Origin of the sequence: Bosea sp. NBC_00550, assembly GCF_026020075.1 — a bacterium.
Classification (GTDB): domain Bacteria; phylum Pseudomonadota; class Alphaproteobacteria; order Rhizobiales; family Beijerinckiaceae; genus Allobosea.
Genome location: NZ_CP102773.1, coordinates 225,808 through 243,845, shown reverse-complemented (window position 1 = coordinate 243,845; position 18,038 = coordinate 225,808). Strand labels below are relative to the sequence as shown.

General features: G+C 65.3%; 16 protein-coding genes and 2 pseudogenes. 3 read left to right on the top strand and 15 right to left on the bottom strand.

All coding sequences use genetic code 11. The features are described from left to right. The first annotated feature begins 2 nt into the window (after positions 1-2). Positions 3-806, top strand: a complete 804-nt coding sequence (locus tag NWE53_RS28145) for an N-acyl homoserine lactonase family protein (RefSeq protein WP_265055500.1) — start codon at positions 3-5, stop codon at positions 804-806. A 53-nt stretch (positions 807-859) separates the two neighbouring features. Here NWE53_RS28145 and NWE53_RS28140 read toward each other — a convergent pair whose 3' ends face one another. Then, positions 860-2,452 carry an ABC transporter substrate-binding protein gene (locus NWE53_RS28140; RefSeq protein WP_265055499.1) on the bottom strand — a complete coding sequence of 531 codons (1,593 nt, stop codon included), beginning with the start codon at positions 2,450-2,452 and terminating at the stop codon, positions 860-862. Positions 2,453-2,535: 83 nt separating this feature from the next. Then, positions 2,536-3,213, bottom strand: a complete 678-nt coding sequence (locus NWE53_RS28135) for an RraA family protein (RefSeq protein WP_265055498.1) — start codon at positions 3,211-3,213, stop codon at positions 2,536-2,538. Between the two features lie 372 nt (positions 3,214-3,585). On the opposite strand from NWE53_RS28135, the gene NWE53_RS28130 reads away from it, so the two are divergent. Beyond that, on the top strand, positions 3,586-3,729 hold the full coding sequence (locus tag NWE53_RS28130; protein WP_265055497.1) for a hypothetical protein: 144 nt from the start codon (positions 3,586-3,588) through the stop codon (positions 3,727-3,729). A gap of 81 nt (positions 3,730-3,810) precedes the next feature. Here the strand turns inward: NWE53_RS28130 and NWE53_RS28125 are convergent. The 10 genes and pseudogenes from NWE53_RS28125 to NWE53_RS28080 form a co-directional block, all read right to left on the bottom strand. Beyond that, positions 3,811-4,088: pseudogene (locus tag NWE53_RS28125) on the bottom strand (MBL fold metallo-hydrolase); the annotation flags it as partial. 2 nt (positions 4,089-4,090) lie between these two features. Beyond that, positions 4,091-4,460: pseudogene (locus NWE53_RS28120) on the bottom strand (IS110 family transposase); the annotation flags it as partial. Positions 4,461-4,584: 124 nt separating this feature from the next. Continuing rightward, the gene (locus NWE53_RS28115) at positions 4,585-5,445 is read right to left on the bottom strand and encodes an ABC transporter ATP-binding protein (RefSeq protein ID WP_320109595.1); all 861 of its coding nucleotides are present in this window, start codon (positions 5,443-5,445) and stop codon (positions 4,585-4,587) included. 131 nt (positions 5,446-5,576) lie between these two features. Then, positions 5,577-6,599, bottom strand: coding sequence for an ABC transporter ATP-binding protein (locus NWE53_RS28110; protein WP_265055495.1), 1,023 nt, complete (start codon positions 6,597-6,599; stop codon positions 5,577-5,579). After that, on the bottom strand, positions 6,596-7,477 hold the full coding sequence (locus NWE53_RS28105; protein WP_265055494.1) for an ABC transporter permease: 882 nt from the start codon (positions 7,475-7,477) through the stop codon (positions 6,596-6,598). The genes NWE53_RS28110 and NWE53_RS28105 overlap by 4 nt, the downstream gene beginning before the upstream one ends. Next, the gene (locus NWE53_RS28100) at positions 7,474-8,412 is read right to left on the bottom strand and encodes an ABC transporter permease (RefSeq protein ID WP_265055493.1); all 939 of its coding nucleotides are present in this window, start codon (positions 8,410-8,412) and stop codon (positions 7,474-7,476) included. The genes NWE53_RS28105 and NWE53_RS28100 overlap by 4 nt, the downstream gene beginning before the upstream one ends. Before the next feature lie 14 nt (positions 8,413-8,426). Beyond that, positions 8,427-10,013 (bottom strand): ABC transporter substrate-binding protein, encoded by a 1,587-nt coding sequence (locus NWE53_RS28095; protein WP_265055492.1) that lies wholly within the window; start codon positions 10,011-10,013, stop codon positions 8,427-8,429. Between the two features lie 29 nt (positions 10,014-10,042). Then, positions 10,043-11,116, bottom strand: coding sequence for a mandelate racemase/muconate lactonizing enzyme family protein (locus NWE53_RS28090; RefSeq protein WP_265055491.1), 1,074 nt, complete (start codon positions 11,114-11,116; stop codon positions 10,043-10,045). 286 nt (positions 11,117-11,402) lie between these two features. Beyond that, complete coding sequence (locus tag NWE53_RS28085) at positions 11,403-12,209, bottom strand: hotdog family protein (protein WP_265055490.1); 807 nt, start codon at positions 12,207-12,209, stop codon at positions 11,403-11,405. 9 nt (positions 12,210-12,218) lie between these two features. Further along, entirely contained in the window at positions 12,219-14,600 is a 2,382-nt protein-coding gene (locus NWE53_RS28080; protein ID WP_265055489.1) for a CaiB/BaiF CoA transferase family protein, read from the bottom strand. Between the two features lie 264 nt (positions 14,601-14,864). On the opposite strand from NWE53_RS28080, the gene NWE53_RS28075 reads away from it, so the two are divergent. After that, positions 14,865-15,887 carry a LacI family DNA-binding transcriptional regulator gene (locus tag NWE53_RS28075; RefSeq protein ID WP_265055488.1) on the top strand — a complete coding sequence of 341 codons (1,023 nt, stop codon included), beginning with the start codon at positions 14,865-14,867 and terminating at the stop codon, positions 15,885-15,887. 260 nt (positions 15,888-16,147) lie between these two features. Here the strand turns inward: NWE53_RS28075 and NWE53_RS28070 are convergent, their stop codons facing one another. Genes NWE53_RS28070 through NWE53_RS28060 form a run of 3 tightly spaced genes read right to left on the bottom strand, consistent with a single transcriptional unit; the run spans position 16,148 to position 18,038 of the window. Next, positions 16,148-16,351: a hypothetical protein gene (locus tag NWE53_RS28070; RefSeq protein ID WP_265055487.1), complete on the bottom strand. Its 204-nt coding sequence runs from the start codon at positions 16,349-16,351 to the stop codon at positions 16,148-16,150. Further along, complete coding sequence (locus tag NWE53_RS28065; protein WP_265055486.1) at positions 16,348-17,397, bottom strand: LacI family DNA-binding transcriptional regulator; 1,050 nt, start codon at positions 17,395-17,397, stop codon at positions 16,348-16,350. The genes NWE53_RS28070 and NWE53_RS28065 overlap by 4 nt, the downstream gene beginning before the upstream one ends. Further along, a complete protein-coding gene (locus NWE53_RS28060; protein ID WP_265055485.1) occupies positions 17,397-18,038 on the bottom strand; it encodes a ThuA domain-containing protein in 642 nt (213 codons plus the stop codon). The genes NWE53_RS28065 and NWE53_RS28060 overlap by 1 nt, the downstream gene beginning before the upstream one ends.

The window sequence follows — 18,038 nt, the reverse complement described above, 5'->3', positions numbered from 1 at the left end:
CGATGAACACCACTCCTGCCAGCGGCATCCCGGTGCATGAAGTCCATGCGATCCGTTTCGCACATCATGCGGCGCGCCGGCGCGCCGAGAATTTCCTGGGCGGCGATGCCCATGACGGGCCGATGCCGTTTGACTACTTCGTCTTCGTCATCAAGGGCCCGGATGGCGCGATCATCGTCGATACCGGCTTCAGCGCCGAGGTCGCTCAGAAGCGCGGGCGCGAATTCTTGCTGTGTCCGAGCGAGGGCCTGAGGCTGCTCGGGATCGATCCGGGCAGCATCGCCGATGTCGTGCTGACGCATTTGCATTACGACCATTCGGGCAACCAGAACCTGTTCCCGAAGGCGCGCTTTCATCTCCAGGCGGCCGAGATGGCCTATGCCACGGGCCCCTGCATGTGCCACGGCATGCTGCGCGGCGGTTATGATCCCCATGATATCGCCGAGACCGTGCGCAAGCTGTTCGAGGGGCGCGTCGTCTATCATCAAGGCGAGGGCGAGGTTGCTCCCGGAATCACGCTCCATCGCGTGGGCGGGCACACCGACGGCCAGCAGGTCGTGCGGGTGATGACACGCAATGGCTGGCTCGTGCTGGCCTCGGACGCGACCCATTTCTTCGAGAACTTCGAGCGCAACATTCCGTTTCCGTGGGTCTACAACGTCGGGGCGACGCTCGACGGCTTCCAACGGCTGCGCGAGCTCGCCAATTCCGAGAGTATGGTCATTCCCGGCCACGATCCGCAGATCATGACGCGCTTTCCGCCTTCCTCAGCCGAGGCGGCGGGCATCGTCGCCCGGCTCGATTGACGCAATCGGCGGGGAGGCCCGGCGTTCCGTCTGGAAGGCCGGGCCGGCTGGCCTCAGTTCGCCTTGACCGGGACGACGTCCATGGCGAGCGTTTCCTCGTCGCTGCGCAGGCGCACTGTCTGGGCGCGATCCCGCCAGACCGCCCAGCCATATTTGATCACGGTCAGCGGCAGCGTGACGCGATCCTTCATAAACAGCGCTCCCGCCTCGCTGAGCATGGCGCTGCGCTTAGCATTGTCGAGTTCGCTGCCGGCACTGTCGATCAGCTTGTCGACGGCGGGATTGGCATAGCCGCGCCAGTTGAACTGGCCGAGCTTGCGGTCCGCATCGTTGGAATGCGCGATCGCGGACAGGGTGTAATAGGCCTCGCCGGTGATCGTGCCCCAGCCGGCCATCGTCGCCGAGAGCTCGCCGCGCGGCCGCGCCGAGAACAGGATCGAGACGGGCACGCCATTGGCCTGCACATCGACGCCGACACGCGCCAGCATCTGCACCAGCGTCGTGCCGATCTCGCGGTCGCCCGGGAGGCGGTCGACGGTGAAGCTCAGCGTGAACTTAAAGCCATTGGGATATCCGGCCTCGGCCAGCAACTGTCGCGAGCGCGCTAGATCGGCCTTGACTTCGGGAATCTCGGGATTGAAGCCGAAGATCCCCTGCGAGACCAGTTGCGTCGCGGGCGAGCCCATCCCGTCCATGGCGATGTCCCCGAGTTGGCGGCGATCGATCGCGAGATCCAGTGCCTCGCGGACGCGCGGATCGCGGAAGGGGTTGGCGGCGAGCGGCGAGCCGTCCTTGGCGCTGACCTGCGGCGTTTTCTCGCGCAGATCGAAATCAAGCAGGAAGACGAAGATCGTGTCCTGCGTCGGGACGTTGAGCTTGCTGTCCTTCTGCAGCGCGGCGACATCGGTCGCCGAGACGCGCGAGATCATGTCGACCTGGCGGGCACGCAACTGCGCGACGCGGGCTGCATCGTTGGAAATCTCCTTGCGGATGACGCGCTGCCAGGGCTGCGGGCCGGCCCAGTAGCCGTCGAACCGGTCGAGCGTCAGATCGGCCTTGGGCGTCCAGGAGACGAGCTTGTAGGGGCCGGTTCCGATCGCGGCCTTGCCTGAATTGAAGGCCTCGTTCGAGGTCTCGCGGGTCAGACCGGCGGCGGCCTTCGACGAGACGATGAACAGCCGGACGAGGTCGTTGGGCAGGGTCGGCGCGGCGCTGTCGGTGAGGAGATGCACCGTATGGCTGTCGATGACCCGCACCTCCTTGATGCGGCGCGTATAGAGCGTCGCCGGATTGGGGCCGGTTACGTTGGGAATGCGCTCGATCGAGAACTTCACGTCTTCGGCGGTGAAGTCGGAGCCGTCATGGAACTTGACGCCCTTGCGCAGCTTGAACTCCCAGGTCGTGGCATCGATGGCCTTCCACGACTCGGCCAGATTGGGCTCGACCTGCAGCTTCTCGTTCGAGCGCACCAGCGTGTCGAAGATGTGCTTGAGCGCCTCGACATGGACGCCCAGCGCGCTGTAATGCGGGTCCATCGATTCCGGCCCGGCCCGGACGCCCATGTTGAGCGTCTGTGCGGAGGCGGCGCTCGCGCCGATCAGCCCGACGGCCAGCGAGGCAACTTTCAAGAAGCGCGTGAAAGACATGGCGTGATTCCCCTGATGATCCCGTTGCAATTGAGCGGCCAGCCTCCGCAGTGATCGGAGGGAGCCATATGGTCTGTCTGCGGTCAGTCGTTGGCCTTCATGGCGTCGAGCACCATTTTCGTGGCACCAGAAATGTCTCCGAGCTTCTCGCCCGCCTTGACGCGCTCCTGGTTGCGTTCGCCGCGCTCCTGGCGCGCGATTGCTGCATCGGCGATGGCCTCGGCTTCCGCGACGGCCAGCACCAACACGCCGGATTCATCGGCCAGGATGACGTCCCCGGCATTGACTGGCACATTGCCGCAGGAGATCGCCCGGTTCATCGTGCCGCCGAGATTGTAGACGCGCGTGGTGATCGGCGTCATGCCCCGGCACCACATCGGAAAATCAGAATCCTCGATCTCGGCGAGGTCCGTGCAGGGCCCGTCGACGATGCCGCCGATGGCACCGGCGGTCTTCGCGGCGATGGTGACGCCGCCGCCCCAGCAGGCGTGCTTGTCGTCGCCAAGCCTGTCGACGACAAGGATATCGCCGGGGCGCAGCAGCCCCAGCGCGTGATGCAGCAGCGTCGAATCCTGGCTGGGGATCGCCAGCGTCACGGCGGCGCCCGCAATCCGCTTGCCCCGAAGCACGGGCTGGATGCCACGATCCATGAATCCCCAATGCCTGGAATGCCCGACCGTCGCGGTCTCGACGCGCTGGAGCTTGGCCACCAAGGCCGCGGAAAGCTGCGGCGGCATGGGGTCGATCAGATAGTCGGGCATCGGCGTCTCCGGGGAAGGCAGCAGGTCAAAGTGCGGTCTAGCTTGGCCAATGCCGGTGCGATCGCAAGCATGTTTTTTCGCGAGCGGGCCAGGGTGCCGTTGCGGCACTACCCAACCGTGCAAGACCGATCGCACCAAGCAAGCGGCCGTTCCCCACGATCATCCCCGGATTGCTGGCGAAGGGCGGAAAGCCGTGGTCATGGCTCTGGGCGTCATGGGGGGCCAATACCAGGCGACCGCCATGGCTTCTAAGCCGCTCTCGCGGCAGGGGCGGCGCATGGAGGCGGCGCCACAGATTCTGTTGTAGGGGCGGCCGAGCCGTCTGAGGATCGAGGGGTCACTATCGATCTCTACGACAACACGGGCATCGCGGTGGCGAAGATCTACGGCGACGGCAAGCGCGAGCGAACCCGCGCCTTCACCGAACTGGTCGGCCATTACCTGTTCCGGGACCGCTTCGGCCGTCCCGGATTTCCGTCGTCTAGGCTCGCGCAGTCCGCAGGCGAACATCACTGACATCTGCGGGCTGAGAGCGAGCAATCGAGTATGCTGTTTCCGTCAGCCTTGCAGCGCCCAGTCTGCAACCTCCCAGCGATGTTATCCCCGATCAGAGACGATCCGGCCGAGGCCTGGGAAGGGCATGTGGGTTGCGGCGATGAGTGCGCCTTCTGACGCGGCAAGCGGGAAGAAGCGATCCCGCATCGTCTTAGCCGCGGCGCGATCTTGCTCGAACAGAAAGCTCACATCGGTCGCAACCGGATGCACCACGGGAAAGAGCATGTCGGACACCATGATCAGGCTCTGGCCGGCATCTTCGATCGTACGCCGATATGCCCGGGCGTGTGGCCGGTGAGATCGACGATGGAGATGCCGCGTGTGTCCGATGAAGCGCCAGCGCGGCCTCGACCGACTTGATTGGAACAAAGCGCATGGTCGGGCGCGTGACCGCCTCGCAGATCGCCTCCGCATCAGCGGCGTCGGTCTTGCCTCGCTTCACATATGGCTTGACGTAGGCCGGCGGCATCAACCGCACAGTATGGCCCAGAGCGGTCAGCTCGCGCGCCCAGTGATGGCTTGTGCCGCAGGCCTCCATGCCGACCAGGCAGGGACGGAGCAAGCTTGCGGAAGAAGGGCATGACCTGAGCGCGCCTCAGCCCTCGTCGGGCGAGAACCTCTCCTGTTCCGCTGATAGCGTGCACCTGGAAGACATTCTTGGCCAAGTCGATGCCGACAGTCGTGATCTCCATCGTGGTCGCTCCAAGCTCGTGCTGCGTGACAGCACCACTGTGGCGCCGCAACGCCGGGAGCGGGAGCCATCCACCCCATCTGCTTTCTGACAGTGAAATCTGGTGAGCGGCAGCGAAGCCTTATCTAGACGGCTTGGATCGGACTCGGCCTTGCAAAATGGCAGGCTGCTGCATGTCCAGAGGCCACGGCTATCAACTCCGGTCGCTCAGTCCGGCAGCGAGCAACCGCTATCGGGCAGCGGCTGTGGAAGGCGCAGCCGCTCGGCGCGTTGCTCGGGTTGGGAACATCACCGCTCAGAACGATCTGCCGCCTCGGCGCGTCCGGATCCGGGTTGGGCGCGGCGGAAAGGAGCGCCTGGGTGTAGGGATGGTGAGGCGTGTCGTAGACCAGACGTTTGGGGCCGATCTCGACGATGCGACCCAGATACATTACGGCCACTCTCGTCGCGATATGGCGCACGACGGCGAGATCATGGGCGATGAATAGGTAGGTCAGGTCCCGGCTTTCCTGAAGGTCCTGCATGAGGTTGATCACCTGGGCCTGAACCGAAACGTCGAGGGCGGAGACCGGCTCGTCGGCCACGATGAAAGACGGGCCGGCCGCAATCGCCCTGGCGATGCCGATCCTCTGCCGCTGACCGCCTGAGAACTGGCGCGGATAGCGGTCCATGACGGACGTCGATAAGCCGACCTGATGCAGGAGTTGCGCGACCATCTCGCGCCGCGCCGGGCGTGAGGGCGCCAGTCCGAAGGCGTCGATCGGTTCGGCGACGATGTCGGCGATACTACGGCGCGGGCTTAGCGAGCCGAACGGATCCTGAAAGACCATCTGCATGCGCCGCCGCATCTCGCGCAGGGGGCGCGCGCCGAGCTTGGTCAGGCTGACCCCTTCAAAAAGCACCTCGCCGCCGCTTGGCGGGATCAACTGAAGGATAAGCCGGCCAAGGGTCGATTTTCCGCACCCCGTCTCGCCGACCAGCGCCATGGTCTCGCCGCGCTTGATGTCGAAGGATACGCCATCGACGGCGCGTACATCCTTCGTGGTTCGCCCGAGGCCGAGGCCGGCCCTGGCGCTGAAGACCTTCCAGAGGTCCGTGACCGACAGGAGCGTATCGTTCATCGGTTCAGCGCCTCCGACCTGGACGGCGCGGCCGCCTCCTGCACCAGCCAGCAGGCGGCCTCGTGCCCGGGCCCGATACGCGCTGCCGGGGGACGGTCGACCGAGCAGCGCGGGAGCCTGTCGGCGCAACGCGTGTGGAAGGCGCAGCCGGCGCGCAGCGGCCCAGGCGGCGGCACGTTGCCCGGGATCTGGTGGAGGCGCCGCCGCTCCTCGTCGAGCCGCGGGATCGATTGCAGCAGCGCTCGCGTGTAGGGGTGGGACGGCCTGCGGAAGATGTCGCGCACGCTGCCGGTTTCGACGACCCGGCCCGCATACATGACGACGACGCGTTGGCAGGACTCGGCCACGACGCCGAGGTCATGCGTGATCAGGAGCGTCGCCGTTCCCAACCTTGCCTTGAGGTCGCGTAGGAGCGCCAGGACCTGAGCCTGGATGGTGACGTCGAGCGCCGTCGTGGGTTCGTCGGCGATTAGCAGCCGCGGATTGCAGGCGAGCGCCATTGCGATCATCACGCGCTGGCGCATGCCGCCGGAGAACTGGTGCGGAAAGGCGTCGATCCTCTGTTCCGGGTCGGGAATGCCGACGAGCCCGAGAAGTTCGAGCACGCGCGACCGGCGCGCCGCCGCCCCGAGCGTCTGGTGCAGGAGGATAGCCTCGCCGATCTGGTCGCCGATGCGCATGACAGGGTTGAGCGAACTCATCGGCTCCTGGAAGATCATCGCGATGTCGCGGCCACGGATCTCGGGAAGCCGATCGCGAGGCAGGGCGGTCAGATCGATGCCGTCGAGCAGCACCCTACCGCCCGCGAGGTGGCTCGGCGGCTCCGGCACAAGGCGTAGGATCGAGAGGGCCGTGATCGACTTGCCCGAGCCTGACTCCCCCACCAGGCCGACCGTCTCTCCCGCCTCGATCTCGAAGCTGACCTCATCGACGACACGCAGCCGCGCGCCCTTCGGACCGAATTCGACGCTGAGCCCTTCGACCCGCAGCAGCACGCGTGGCTCGCCGATAGCGTTCACGACGAAATCTCCGGATCGAGCACGTCGCGAATGGTGTCGCCCAGCAGGTTGAACGCGAGGACGACGCCAGTGATGGCCAGGCCAGCGCCGATCACGGGCCAGGGCGAACCAAACAGGTTGTTGAGCCCGTCGCGGATGATGTTGCCCCAGCTCGGCTGGGGCGCCTGCGTGCCGAGGCCCAGAAAGCTCAGCGAAGCCTCGAGTCGGATGGCGGACGCCGTCCACAAAGTCATCAGCACCACTACGGGCGCGGCGATGTTGGGAATGATGTGGCGCAGGATGATGCGAAACCTGGTGACGCCGGAGGCGACAGCCGCCTCGACATACGGCTCGGCCCGCACCGTCATGGTCTGCGCCCTAGCGACGCGCGCAAAGTTCGGGACGAATGCCGCTGCGAGCACGATCACGATGTTCCAGAACCCGCCGCCCAGGGCCGCGGCGATGATGATGGCGAGGAGCAGTTCGGGAAAGGAAATGAGCAGATCGATGACCCGCGAGATGATCCTGTCGACAAGGCCCCCGAAGAAACCGGCGACGACGCCCAGGGTAGTGCCGATGATCGCAGCTAGAAACGGTGCTAGCACGCCGATGATGAGGGAGTTCCGGGAGCCGTAGAGTATCCGCGACAACACATCCCGGCCGAACTGGTCTGTACCGAGCCAATGCTCCCATGACGGCACGCGGTTGATCTTGACGTAGCTCTGCGCGAGCGGATTGTAGGGCGAGAGCAGCGGCGCGAAGGTCGCGATCAGGACGAAGACCGCGATCAGTGCGACGGCCGCCATGGTGCCGGGCCTGTCCAAAACGACCCGCCGGGCGATGGCGAGGCGGGACGGCTCGGGCGCGATCGTATCGATCTGGTCTGCGGCAAACGTCATGCCTGTATCCTCAGCCTGGGATCGACGGCGATGTAGAGCAGGTCGATCATGAGGTTCACGCCCACCACGAGCAGTGCGAACACGATGATGCCGCCCTGGATGACCGCGTAGTCGCGTTCGCTGATCGCCCCGATGAGCAGGGTCCCGAGGCCTGGCCGGTTGAACACCAGTTCCACCGCGACGGAGCCCGACAGCGTGGCGAGCAGACTGATGCCGAGACCGGTCGTCAGCGGCAGCAGCGCATTGCGCAGCGCGTGGCGATAGATGACGCGGCCCTCGCGCGCACCCTTGGCCCGGGCCGTGCGGACATAGTCCTTGCCGAAGACCTCGAGCAGCGAGGTCCGCGTGAGCTTGCCGATGAAGGCCGCCTTGAGGAAGGCCAGTGTGACCGCAGGCAGCATGATGTGATGCATGCGGTCCCAGAATCCCTGGCCGCCGCCACTGATCGGGAATAGTCCGAGATTCAGCGAGAGCGCGATGAGCAGCAGCGCCCCAAGATAGAAGTCCGGCACCGCGTAGCCGACGAGGGAGAACAGGCGCACGCCGGAATCGGCCAGCCTGTTGCGGTGCGTCGCAGCAAGCACCCCAAGCGGCACGCCAATCGTCACGCCGATCAGCGTCGCCACGATGGTCAACTCGATCGTGAAGGGCAGGGCGTTGGCCAGAAGCGTCACCACCGGCTGGTTGTGCAGCAGTGAGCGCCCGAGGTCGAAAGTCAGCACACCTGCCAGAAAGTCGAGATACTGGCGCCAGAGCGGCATGTTGAGCCCGAAATGCTCGCGGAAGGCCGCGAGCTGTTCGGGCAACGCGTTGTCGCCGAGGGCGGCGAGGGCCGGATCGCCCGGCAGAATCCGCATCGCTCCGAAGACGAGGGTCAGGACGAGCAGAACCGTCGGCAACGCATCAAAGAGGCGTCTCAGCAGAAATTGACCCATCTCACCCTCGCTCCTCAGACGCGCTTTGTGGCGCGGTGGAAGCGCCAGCGTGCGTAGCCACCCTTCACCTCGTAGCCGAGATCGACATTGCCCCGGCGCGCGACGGTGAAGGAGAGGGTCGACAGGCCGATGAGCGGAAGGTCGCGCAGGACCTGCAGCTCGATCTGCCGGCAGATCGCTTCGTAGTCCTTAAAGCTTGCCGTGTTCAGGGCCTTGTCGAGCAGGCCGTCGATTCCGGGCATGGCGACGCCGTAATGGCTGTAGTTTCCGCCTCCGGTTCCGTCGGCCGTGACCAGCGAGGCCTTGGCGAGCTGCTGCTGGTAGAGCTGCGTCGGGATCGGCGGATAGCTCGACGAGTGCATCGCCAGCGTGTTTTTGTCGGAGCGGTTGTCGGCATGATAGGCTGTGTGATCCCCGATCTTGAGATCCATGTTGAAGCCGGCCTCGCGCAGCTGCTCCTGCACGATTAGCATGGTCGAAGCATAGTCCTCGCGGCGGCTGCTGTTGGCGGAGAAGGCGATGCCGTTGGGAAATCCGGCCTCCACAAGGAGCTGGCGCGCCCGGCGCGGATCATGCGGATAGCGCAGCTCCGGCGGCAATTCCTCGGTGGTGAAGCCGGCGGGGAAGCCGGCTGGCTGGAGGCAGGCCAGAACGCCGCCCATCGGCGCCAGTGCCTGCGACACGGCCGGCCGGTTGATGGCATGCATCAGCGCCTGGCGGACCTTGAGGTTGCCGAAAGGCTGGCGGGTCAGGTTGACATGCAGCGTGTTGAACGAGCCCGGGGCGGTCATGTCCATCTTGACGGTGCGGTCGCGCTGCAGGATCGAGTCGACCCACCCCGGCGCGCGGACGGCTTCCATCATGTCGATCTTGCCAGCGAGCAAAGCGAGCGTGCGGGCGGTCGTGTCGGCAATATAGAGGCACTCGACATTGCCGATTTTGGCCTTCTGGCCCCAATAGCCCTCATGGCGCTTGAGGATCACCGCGCCATTGGGGTCGAACTTGGCGAGTTCGTAAGGTCCCGTCCCGACTGCGTCGGTGGCGAAGCGTTCCCCGAGTTCCAGCGCGGCTTTCTTGGAGACGATCGATGTGTTGTTGCTGAAGGCGATCGAGCCGAGAAACAGCGCATCGGGGCCCTTGAGCCTGACGACCACGCCATGGCGGCCGTCCGGCTGGACGTCCGCGATGTTCGACAGAACGGTGGTATTCGTGCCGCTTTTGATGGCGCGTTCGTACGAGAATACCACGTCCTCGGAGGTCATCTCGCCGTAGCCTTTGTGGAACTGCACACCCTCGCGAAGCTTGAAGCGCCAGGTCAGCGCGTCGTCCGACTGTGTCCAACTCGTCGCCAGCGTCGGGATGTTGTCTTCCGGCTTGACCGCGAAGCGGCCGTCGTCGGGCCGGACAAGCTGTTCGTACATCTGTTCGGTGGCCCAATTGTCCGACCCCTGCGTGGTCAAGTTGGGATCGGTATGCCGCGGCCGCGCGGCCGCGATGCCGATGCGCAGGACGTCGGCTTCCTGAGCGTGCGACGAGGAGAGCCCAGCGACGCTCGCCGCGAAGACGGCCGTCCCGAGCTTGAGAACTTCACGACGGTCCATGGGTTTCCCTCCTGTTGAACGGCTGTTTGTCAGACCGTTTTACGTCTGAGTTCGCCATCGTTGATGGAAATTCCCAGCCCGGGCCCGTCCGGGATGGTGAAGCGCCCGTCCTGAGGCCTCGGCAGATCGGGAAAGGCTGCGTCCATGCGACCCGAACCATCGGCATACTCCGCAGGCTTGGTGAGATGCATGATCGCGCCAAGGACGTGTAGGTTGGCAACATGGCCGATGGTGGGCTGGGTCTGGTGCGGCACAAGTTCGACGCCATGCGCGAAGCAGACGGCCGCGCACTGCATCAGGCCGGTGATGCCGCCCATCTTGACGATGTCGGGCTGGACCATGCGAACGCCCGCGTTGATGATGTCGACGAGGGCCTGGAGCGTGTAGGTCTGCTCCGCTGCCGAAACGGTGATGTCGAGCCGCTGCGCGACCTCGCCCATATTGCGCACGTCATAATGCTGGACGGGCTCCTCGAACCAGACATAGCCGAGGTCTTCGAGCGCCCGGCCGACCCTGATCGCGCCGCCGACCGAGTAGCCATTGTTGGCGTCGAAGGCGAGGGGGAAGTCCTCGCCGACGAGATTACGCACCGCCGTAGCTTTCGCGATGTCGCCGGGAATGTCCATGTCGAGCTTGGAGCGATCGCCGTCGCGCCGGACCTTGATGGCGGAGGGCGTCTCGCGCCGAAATCTCCCTTCGACCACTTTCAGCACCTCGTCGACCGTGCGGTTGGCATTGCCCCCGATCGACGAATAGAAGGCGACATCCCGGCGCCATGCCCCGCCAAGCAGCTTCGCGATTGGCAGGCCCAGCACCTTTCCCTTGATGTCCCACAGCGCGATATCTACGGCCGCCAGCGCGCCGGTCAGCGCGCCTTCAGGGCCCAGTTTTATATTCTTGTGAAAGAATCGGTCATGCAGCACCGCCTGATCGAACGCGTCGGCTCCGACGAGGCCGGGGGCGATGTCACGCGCGATGATGCCGAGCGAGTGCAGCCCGCCCTGCATTGGGGAAGCCTCGCCATAGCCCACCACGCCATCGCTGGTCGTGATCCGAACGAAGGCGCTGCGGCTCCCCGCAGGATCCTCTGGCGACCATGCCACCTGAAACGGCTCGACGCTTTTTATCGTCGCTAGCGCTTGCACGATATCGGCCTCCCATTGCGGGAGGAGCCTCGAAGAACGGCGAATGCGGTCAGTGCTGCTGCCGGGCGCGTCTCGCCGCCAAGGCAGTTCCAGCCTCAGGCCTCATGCTGCCATCGCTCTCCGCTCCCCACGTTTCCATCCGTTTCTCTGCTTCTTTTTGGCGTTCCAGGCGTCAAGCGCCGGCTCGCTTGAAATTGATCTGACCACATCTCGACTTGAGCGGGCAAAGCACGCATCGCGTGCATCACGCGGCTCGCTGCGTATAAAGCTGCGTGCGCCTGAACAGCGCGGCCGGCCGGCCGTCGGCCAGCACCAGTTCTTCGGTGACGACATAATTCTTGCCGCGCCGCTCGAAGGTCTCGCTGATCACGCTCGACGTCTCGAAACGCATACCGGCGGCAACGGGCGCGAAGTGCCGTGCCTCGCAGCCGGTCAGCACCACCGGTCCCGGCCAGCGATAGCTCGCATTCACTTCGAACATGGCGCGACGCATCAGGAATCCGGGATGGGCGAGGCCCTGCGTCTCGTAGATCGGGTGCCGCTCGGCGAAGGCCGCGCGCGACGTGGCAATGTCATCTTGAGTGAGGACGGCTCCCGCCGTCGTACCGCGCAGACCGACCATCTGCCTGCCATCACCGATCGCGGGGCGGACGTCGGACACGGCGAGCATGGGCCATAGGGCGAGCGCAGGCGCGGGCACGGCGGCGGGAGGAGCGATCCAGCCATCGGCAACCAGCTGTCCGTCCGGCCCGTGCATAGCGAGCGCGAGTCGGTTCCCGTCGCTGTCGAGTGCCGCGTCGATGCCGACGTCGTCGCCATTGTAAACAGGGCGGCGGAAGGTCGCCGCCATCGCCCCCGTCTCGATCCAGGACCGGCCCCAAAGATCGACCGCGAGCCGGCTGAAATGGCCATACAGGAAGGCGCCGGGCACGAGCGCGGCGCGATAGCCCATGCGCTTGGCCACTTCGTCGTCATGGACGCTGCCACGGTAACGCGGGCTGTCGTCCAGTCGGATGGTGAGCGTGACAGGTTCGGGACGGGTCATCAGCATGTCGCGCCCTCAGAAGCCCGGCAACGGCCGCGTCGCGGTCGCATTCGCGGCCCAGGCATGCGCGATTTCATGGGGCGCGAGGCCGGCGATCCGGGCCAACACGTCTTCCGTGTGCTCTCCGAAGGCCGGCGCGGCACGGTGTTGGCTGCCAGGCGTGGCACTGAGATGGAAGGGCAGTCCCGGATGGCTATGCTCTCCCGCATCAGGATGGTGGAGCCGATGGAAGAAGCCGCGTTGGGACAAATGTGCGTCTTCGGCGATATCGCGCGGTGTCTGCACCGGCGCGGCGGGTACGCCGGCCCGCTGGAGGCGCTCCGCGAGCGCGTGCCGGTCCTGCGGCGCGGTCCGGCCCGCAATCAGGGCCGCGAGCTCGTCCTCATGGCGCTTGCGGGCCGCCAGCGAGACGAAACGCGGGTCGCCGATCAGCTCCGGACGATCGATCACGCGGCACAGCGAGGCCCACTCCGTCTCGTCGCGGACGGCAATCGCGATCCATGAGTCCAGCCCGGCGCATGGAAAGGCATCGTGGGGCGACGCGTGCTCGACCCGGTTGCCGTTCCTGCCAGGGTCGCGTCCGGTTTCGGCCGCGGCCAGGATTTCACCGCCGATGAAGTGCATCGCGGCCTCGACCTGGGGCACCTCGATCTGCTGGCCTTCGCCCGTGCGCTGGCGGTGGATGAGAGCGGTGAGAACGGCGGCGGCCGTGTTGAAGCCGCCGATCGGGTCAAGATAGGACGGTCCCGTAGTCTCGGGCTGCGCGTCGCGATAGCCTACGAGGCTCGACATCCCCGCCGCCATCTCCATGGTCGGCCCAAGCGCCGCATGGTTCGCCAGCGGCCCGTGGACGCCGAAGGCCGGCAATTCCGCCACGATGATGTCAGGCCGCACCTCCCGGAGGCTATCATAGTCGAGCCCTAGCTTCGCCAGCGTGCCCGGGCGGAAATTGCAGATGACGACATCGCAGGCCACGGCCAGCCGCTTGGCGATCTCACGGCCTTCGCCCGTCTTGAGGTCGAGGATGCACGACAGCTTGTTAACGTTCTGCGAGTTGAACAGGAACGAACGGTCGTAAGGGCGCTCGCCCGGCTCACCCTCCGGGAAGTTGTCCGGGTTGGGCTTTTCCTTGTTGAGCCGCCAGGAGTTCACCCGATTAGGCGACTCGATGTGGATGCACTCGGCGCCGAGGAAGCCGAGCACGCGGCCGGCCATCGGCCCGGCCCAAGCCGTCGTCAGTTCCAGCACGCGCAGCCCGGCGAGAGGCCCTGAACCGGTTGCCGCCACCTGCCGCGGCGAGGTCCTGACCGGGGCCGGTTGCGGGATCGTCGCTGGCTCGGCCCGCCTCTGGCCCAGCGCCGGAGCCCCTCCCATCACGCGGCGGGGCGTGCGCGAGAGTCTGAAGGGAGGCCCCAGGATCGGTTGTCCATCGGGCAGCCGTTCCCAGTAGCCGCGTTCGAGCAGGTGCTTTTGGCGCGGCAGCTCGGTGAGACGATAGGATTTGGCCGCGATGACGTCCGCCCGCTGAAGCTCGTCGACCAGCGCCTCGGCCTCCCGATCAGCGAGATGGATCTGGACGATCTCGAAAAGCTGTGCCCAGTTCTGGCGTCTGATCGCTGGATCGGCGAAGCGCGCATCGTCGGTCAGGTGTTCGAGACCGACTGTCTCGCAAAAGCGAGGCCAGCGATGGTTGTAGATCCATATGCAGACCCAGCCGTCGCGACACTGGACCTGGCCGCAGGGGTTAGTGATGTCCCCGCGACGGCGGAGCGTCCTGCTGTAGATGTGTTGGAAGGCGTAGGGAAAGCACATGGCCGCGGCTGTCTCGGCGGCCGAGATCTCGACATGCTGCCCGCGCCCGGACGTGCCGCGCGCCAGCAGGGCTGTGGCAACACCGATATGGGCCGCGAGGCCCGCCGCGTAAGAGGAGCGCTCGCCGCAGCCATAAAGCGGCTCGCGCCCTTCCGCGCCATTGTTGAACATCATGCCCGATAACGCCTGGATGACGATTTCGGGACCCTGCCAGCCGGCGCGGGGGCCATCGCGGCCGAATGGCGTGATCTCGACCGTTACGGCAGATTCCGGCAAGGGCAGTGCTGACTGGCTCATAGAGGGGCCCAAGATGGCGACATCGGTGGAGGCGAAGAGCTCGTGCCGCTGCTCCCGGGACAATGCATCGAGTACGATGGACGACTTGCCTGAATTGAGATGCAGAAAGGTCAGCGACGTGTCGCTGCCCATGGACATCGGCGACTGAGACCTGAGCGCCGAGCCGCTAGCGGGCTCGATGAGGGCGACATCCGCACCGAAATCCGCAAGCAACCGCGAGCAGTATTGGCCCGCGATCGATTCAGACAGGTCCAGCACGCGGATGCCATGCAACGCAGGGTGCGGCATGTCGTCAGATCCTCCCGCCTCGCGATCCGGGCATTTAGCGGCCCCGAGTTGGCGAGAGCCTAGCGCGGGCTGAATTGTCATTCAAGACGTTTTCGATCATCTCTGGAATTAATCCACGCTTCATCCAGAATCGGTGCTTCTCTGATCAAAAGCGGCACTGTGGCGCAGTAGATGGCATGAAAAATTCAGCAAATTTCGAAATGCTCGTTGATTACGACGAATCAAATTCTTGCATCACTGATGCAAACGTGTTTTAGAATGGCCATGAGCGAACGGACTTTGACATCGCGCGATCTGGCGCAGCTTATCGGCGTCAGCCAATCGGCCGTCTCGCGCGCCTTCACGCCCGGTGCGTCCATCTCGCCGCGGTTGCGCGCTCGCGTGCTCTCGGCGGCCGAACGCCTCGGTTACAGCCCGAGCCCCGAGCGAACCCTGTCTGGTCAATCGCGCGATATCGTCGGACTTGTGATCTCGGATTTGAGGAATCCGTTCTATTCCGTGCTGCTCGAGCGCATGACCCAGGCGCTCCAGGAGGCAAGGCTCCAGACGCTGCTGTTTAACATCACGCTCGGCGCCGACGTGAAGCAGCAGCTCGCGGCGCTGAAACTGCACCATGTCTCGTCGGTGATCGTGATCTCGGCGACGGTGCTGTCCGCCAGGGATCTGCTCTGGGCAGCCGAGGGGCGCCAGATGCTTCTGGTGAACCGGGTGGCGGCTGAGACGGACCTTCCGTCGGTCTCATGCGACAGCGTGGCGGGCGCTCGCGCCGTCGCTGACCATTTCCACGATCTCGGCGTACGCAAGGTCGCTTATATCGGGGGGCTCGCGCATACGGTAATCGCCCGCGAGAGGCGGGATGCGTTCATCACGCGGATCGCCGAGCATGGCATGACGCTGACCGACGCGTTGAGCGCCGGCGAATACAGCTACATGGCCGGATGGAAAGCGGCGCATCACCTGTCAAGCGCGAGCCGACCCGAGGCTGTCTTCTTCGCCAACGACATCCTCGCGGTCGGCGGCATGGACGCCTTGCGCGACGAGCGCGGGTTGAACATCCCCCGGGACATTGCGGTGGCTGGCTTCGACGACATTGCGATGTCGTCCTGGCCCCATTACCAGCTCACGACAATTCAGCACCCGATCGACAGAATCGTGGAGGAGGCGATCACGCGGGCGATGCCAGATTCCACGCCGTGGGCTGGACCTCTGGACCTGCGCTTCCCCGGCACGCTGGTGAAGCGGTCGTCAACACATTGGAACCCTGAGGCGCCGCCGATAACTGTATGAGACAGGTCATCTGCCAGCCGACGGCCCTGAGCTGCTCCTGTGGCAACTCGAAATGGACCACTCTGGGATCGATCATATCGACGTTCGCACCGGGCTTGCCGGGACCGGTGGTCGAAGGATCCTTGTCCGCTCCACCGTTACCAGATGTCCGGACGACCTGAGCTCTTGGATGCCTCGACGATCCGAAGCAGTTGATTTTCCGTCAATCGCTAGGAAGTGTCGGCGCGAGAGGCAATATACCCCGACATCAAGCCGTACAATTAGATGCCTACTTGAGAAGCATGGTCTGTTGAAGATGCTGAAAGAATAGATACAATTGCACAGATAGCAGCGATGACGCGCACCTGAAAACTCACCAAAGAAAGGGGCGAGCGGTCAAGCTTGGATTTGGCATCGCTGCCCTTGACGCATTCGTCCACGCGCGCGGGGGAGTTGCGACCTGCCGTTGCGCGCTCCGCGATCAAGGCAGATTGTCCCTGAGGAAAATGTCGATCCCGATGTGTTCCTGATCCGGCACCAGCTGGTCGCCGGAGCAATGCGCCAGCAGCACGCGCGCCGCCGAGCGCGCCTCGTGCCCGGGATTCTGGCTGATGATCGCGTCGACCTCGCCATGCACCAGGAAGCGCCGCGTATGCGGCGTCAGTTCATGTGCGATCCAGACGATCTCCTGGGCGCGCCCGGCTTCCTGCAGCGCCGCCGCGACGCCGCGACTGCCGGCGCCGACATTGTAGAGGCCGACGAGATGGTCATGCCGCTCCAGCAACGCCTTCGTGCCGGCAAGCGTCAATTCGTTGTCGTCGCGGCCCTGCACCACCGGCAGCATGGTCAGGTTGGGATACTCGCCCGCCATCACCTGGTTGAAGCCGTAGAGGCGCTCGGCGTGGTCGCGCAGCGACAGCGAGCCCGCGATCACGCCGACGGTGCCTTGGCGTCCACGCAGGAAACGGCCCATGAGATTGGCCGCCGTGCGCCCGGCGGCCGGATTGTCGATGCCGACATAATGCAGGCGCCGCGCGCTCGGCACGTCGGAGACGAGCGTCACGACGGGGACGCCGCGATCGGCGAGATCGTCGATGGCGGCACGCACGCGCGGATGATCGAGCGCGATCGTGGCGACGCCGTGATAGCCCGGCAGGAGATTTTCCAGCACGCGCGCCAAGGCGTCGGCATCAAAGACGTCGACATATTCGACGTCGATGAAGGCACGTTGGGCGGCCAGCCAATCGGCGGTGCGCGCAACCTGGTCGCCCAGCAGGTTCATGAAGCTGTTGGCGCCGCTGGGCAGGACGAAGAGGAAGCGGAAGCTCTGGTTGCGGGCCAGGCGGGCGGCGGCGGGGTCCGGCCTGTAGCCGAGCAGCGAGACGGCGGCCTCGACCCGCGCGATCGTCTTGTCGCGCACGCCGTCGCGGCGGTTCACGACGCGGTCGGCGGTCGCGAGCGACACGCCCGCGGCACGCGCGACATCCTCGAGCGTCGCGCGGCCGATCAACCCTGCCTCGCCAGCTCCCATCAGCGCGCCGCCCAGAGCATCCCGCGCGTCAGCATCGTGCGGATCTCCGGCACGTCCAACTCATAGGCGCGGTGGCCGAGCGAACAGTAGAAGACGCGGCCGTCGCCGTAGCGCTTCTTCCAGACGACCGGCATCTCGACGCCGTCGATCCAGGACGCATGATCGCCATTGAACCGCGTCGTCGCCAGGACCTCGTTGGCCGGATCGACATGCATGTAATACTGCTCCGACCGATGCTCGAAACCGCTGATCCCGGCCATGATCGGGTCGTCCGGCCTCGTGATATCGACCTTGTAGTCGATGATGTTGCCGGGATGGGCAACCCACTGCCCGCCGCACATGAACTGGTAGTCCACAGAATCGCGGAAAGCATCGGCCATGCCACCATGATGGCCGGCGAGCCCGACACCGCCGCGCACGGCCTCGCACAGCGCCAGCGCCTCGGGCTTCTCGATCTTCGACATGGTGTAGATCGGCACGATCAGGGAGAGGTCGCGGATGCTCGGATCGAGGAAGACCTCGGTCGAGGTGTCGACCCGGACCTCGAAACCCTCCGCCTTGAGCCAACCGCGCATCATCGAGGCGCAGAGATCCGGGTCGTGACCCGCCCAGCCGCCCCACACTATCATCGCCTTGCGCAT

Coding starts and splice junctions, on each gene's coding strand:
- NWE53_RS28145 (WP_265055500.1), top strand. CDS start 3: ATGAACACCACTCCTGCCAGCGGCATCCCGGTGCATGAAGTCCATGCG.
- NWE53_RS28140 (WP_265055499.1), bottom strand. CDS start 2,452: ATGTCTTTCACGCGCTTCTTGAAAGTTGCCTCGCTGGCCGTCGGGCTG.
- NWE53_RS28135 (WP_265055498.1), bottom strand. CDS start 3,213: ATGCCCGACTATCTGATCGACCCCATGCCGCCGCAGCTTTCCGCGGCC.
- NWE53_RS28115 (WP_320109595.1), bottom strand. CDS start 5,445: ATGGCGCTGGTCGGCGAGACGGGGTGCGGAAAATCGACCCTTGGCCGG.
- NWE53_RS28105 (WP_265055494.1), bottom strand. CDS start 7,477: ATGACGTTTGCCGCAGACCAGATCGATACGATCGCGCCCGAGCCGTCC.
- NWE53_RS28100 (WP_265055493.1), bottom strand. CDS start 8,412: ATGGGTCAATTTCTGCTGAGACGCCTCTTTGATGCGTTGCCGACGGTT.
- NWE53_RS28095 (WP_265055492.1), bottom strand. CDS start 10,013: ATGGACCGTCGTGAAGTTCTCAAGCTCGGGACGGCCGTCTTCGCGGCG.
- NWE53_RS28085 (WP_265055490.1), bottom strand. CDS start 12,209: ATGCTGATGACCCGTCCCGAACCTGTCACGCTCACCATCCGACTGGAC.
- NWE53_RS28080 (WP_265055489.1), bottom strand. CDS start 14,600: ATGCCGCACCCTGCGTTGCATGGCATCCGCGTGCTGGACCTGTCTGAA.
- NWE53_RS28075 (WP_265055488.1), top strand. CDS start 14,865: ATGAGCGAACGGACTTTGACATCGCGCGATCTGGCGCAGCTTATCGGC.
- NWE53_RS28065 (WP_265055486.1), bottom strand. CDS start 17,397: ATGGGAGCTGGCGAGGCAGGGTTGATCGGCCGCGCGACGCTCGAGGAT.
- NWE53_RS28060 (WP_265055485.1), bottom strand. CDS start 18,038: ATGCGCAAGGCGATGATAGTGTGGGGCGGCTGGGCGGGTCACGACCCG.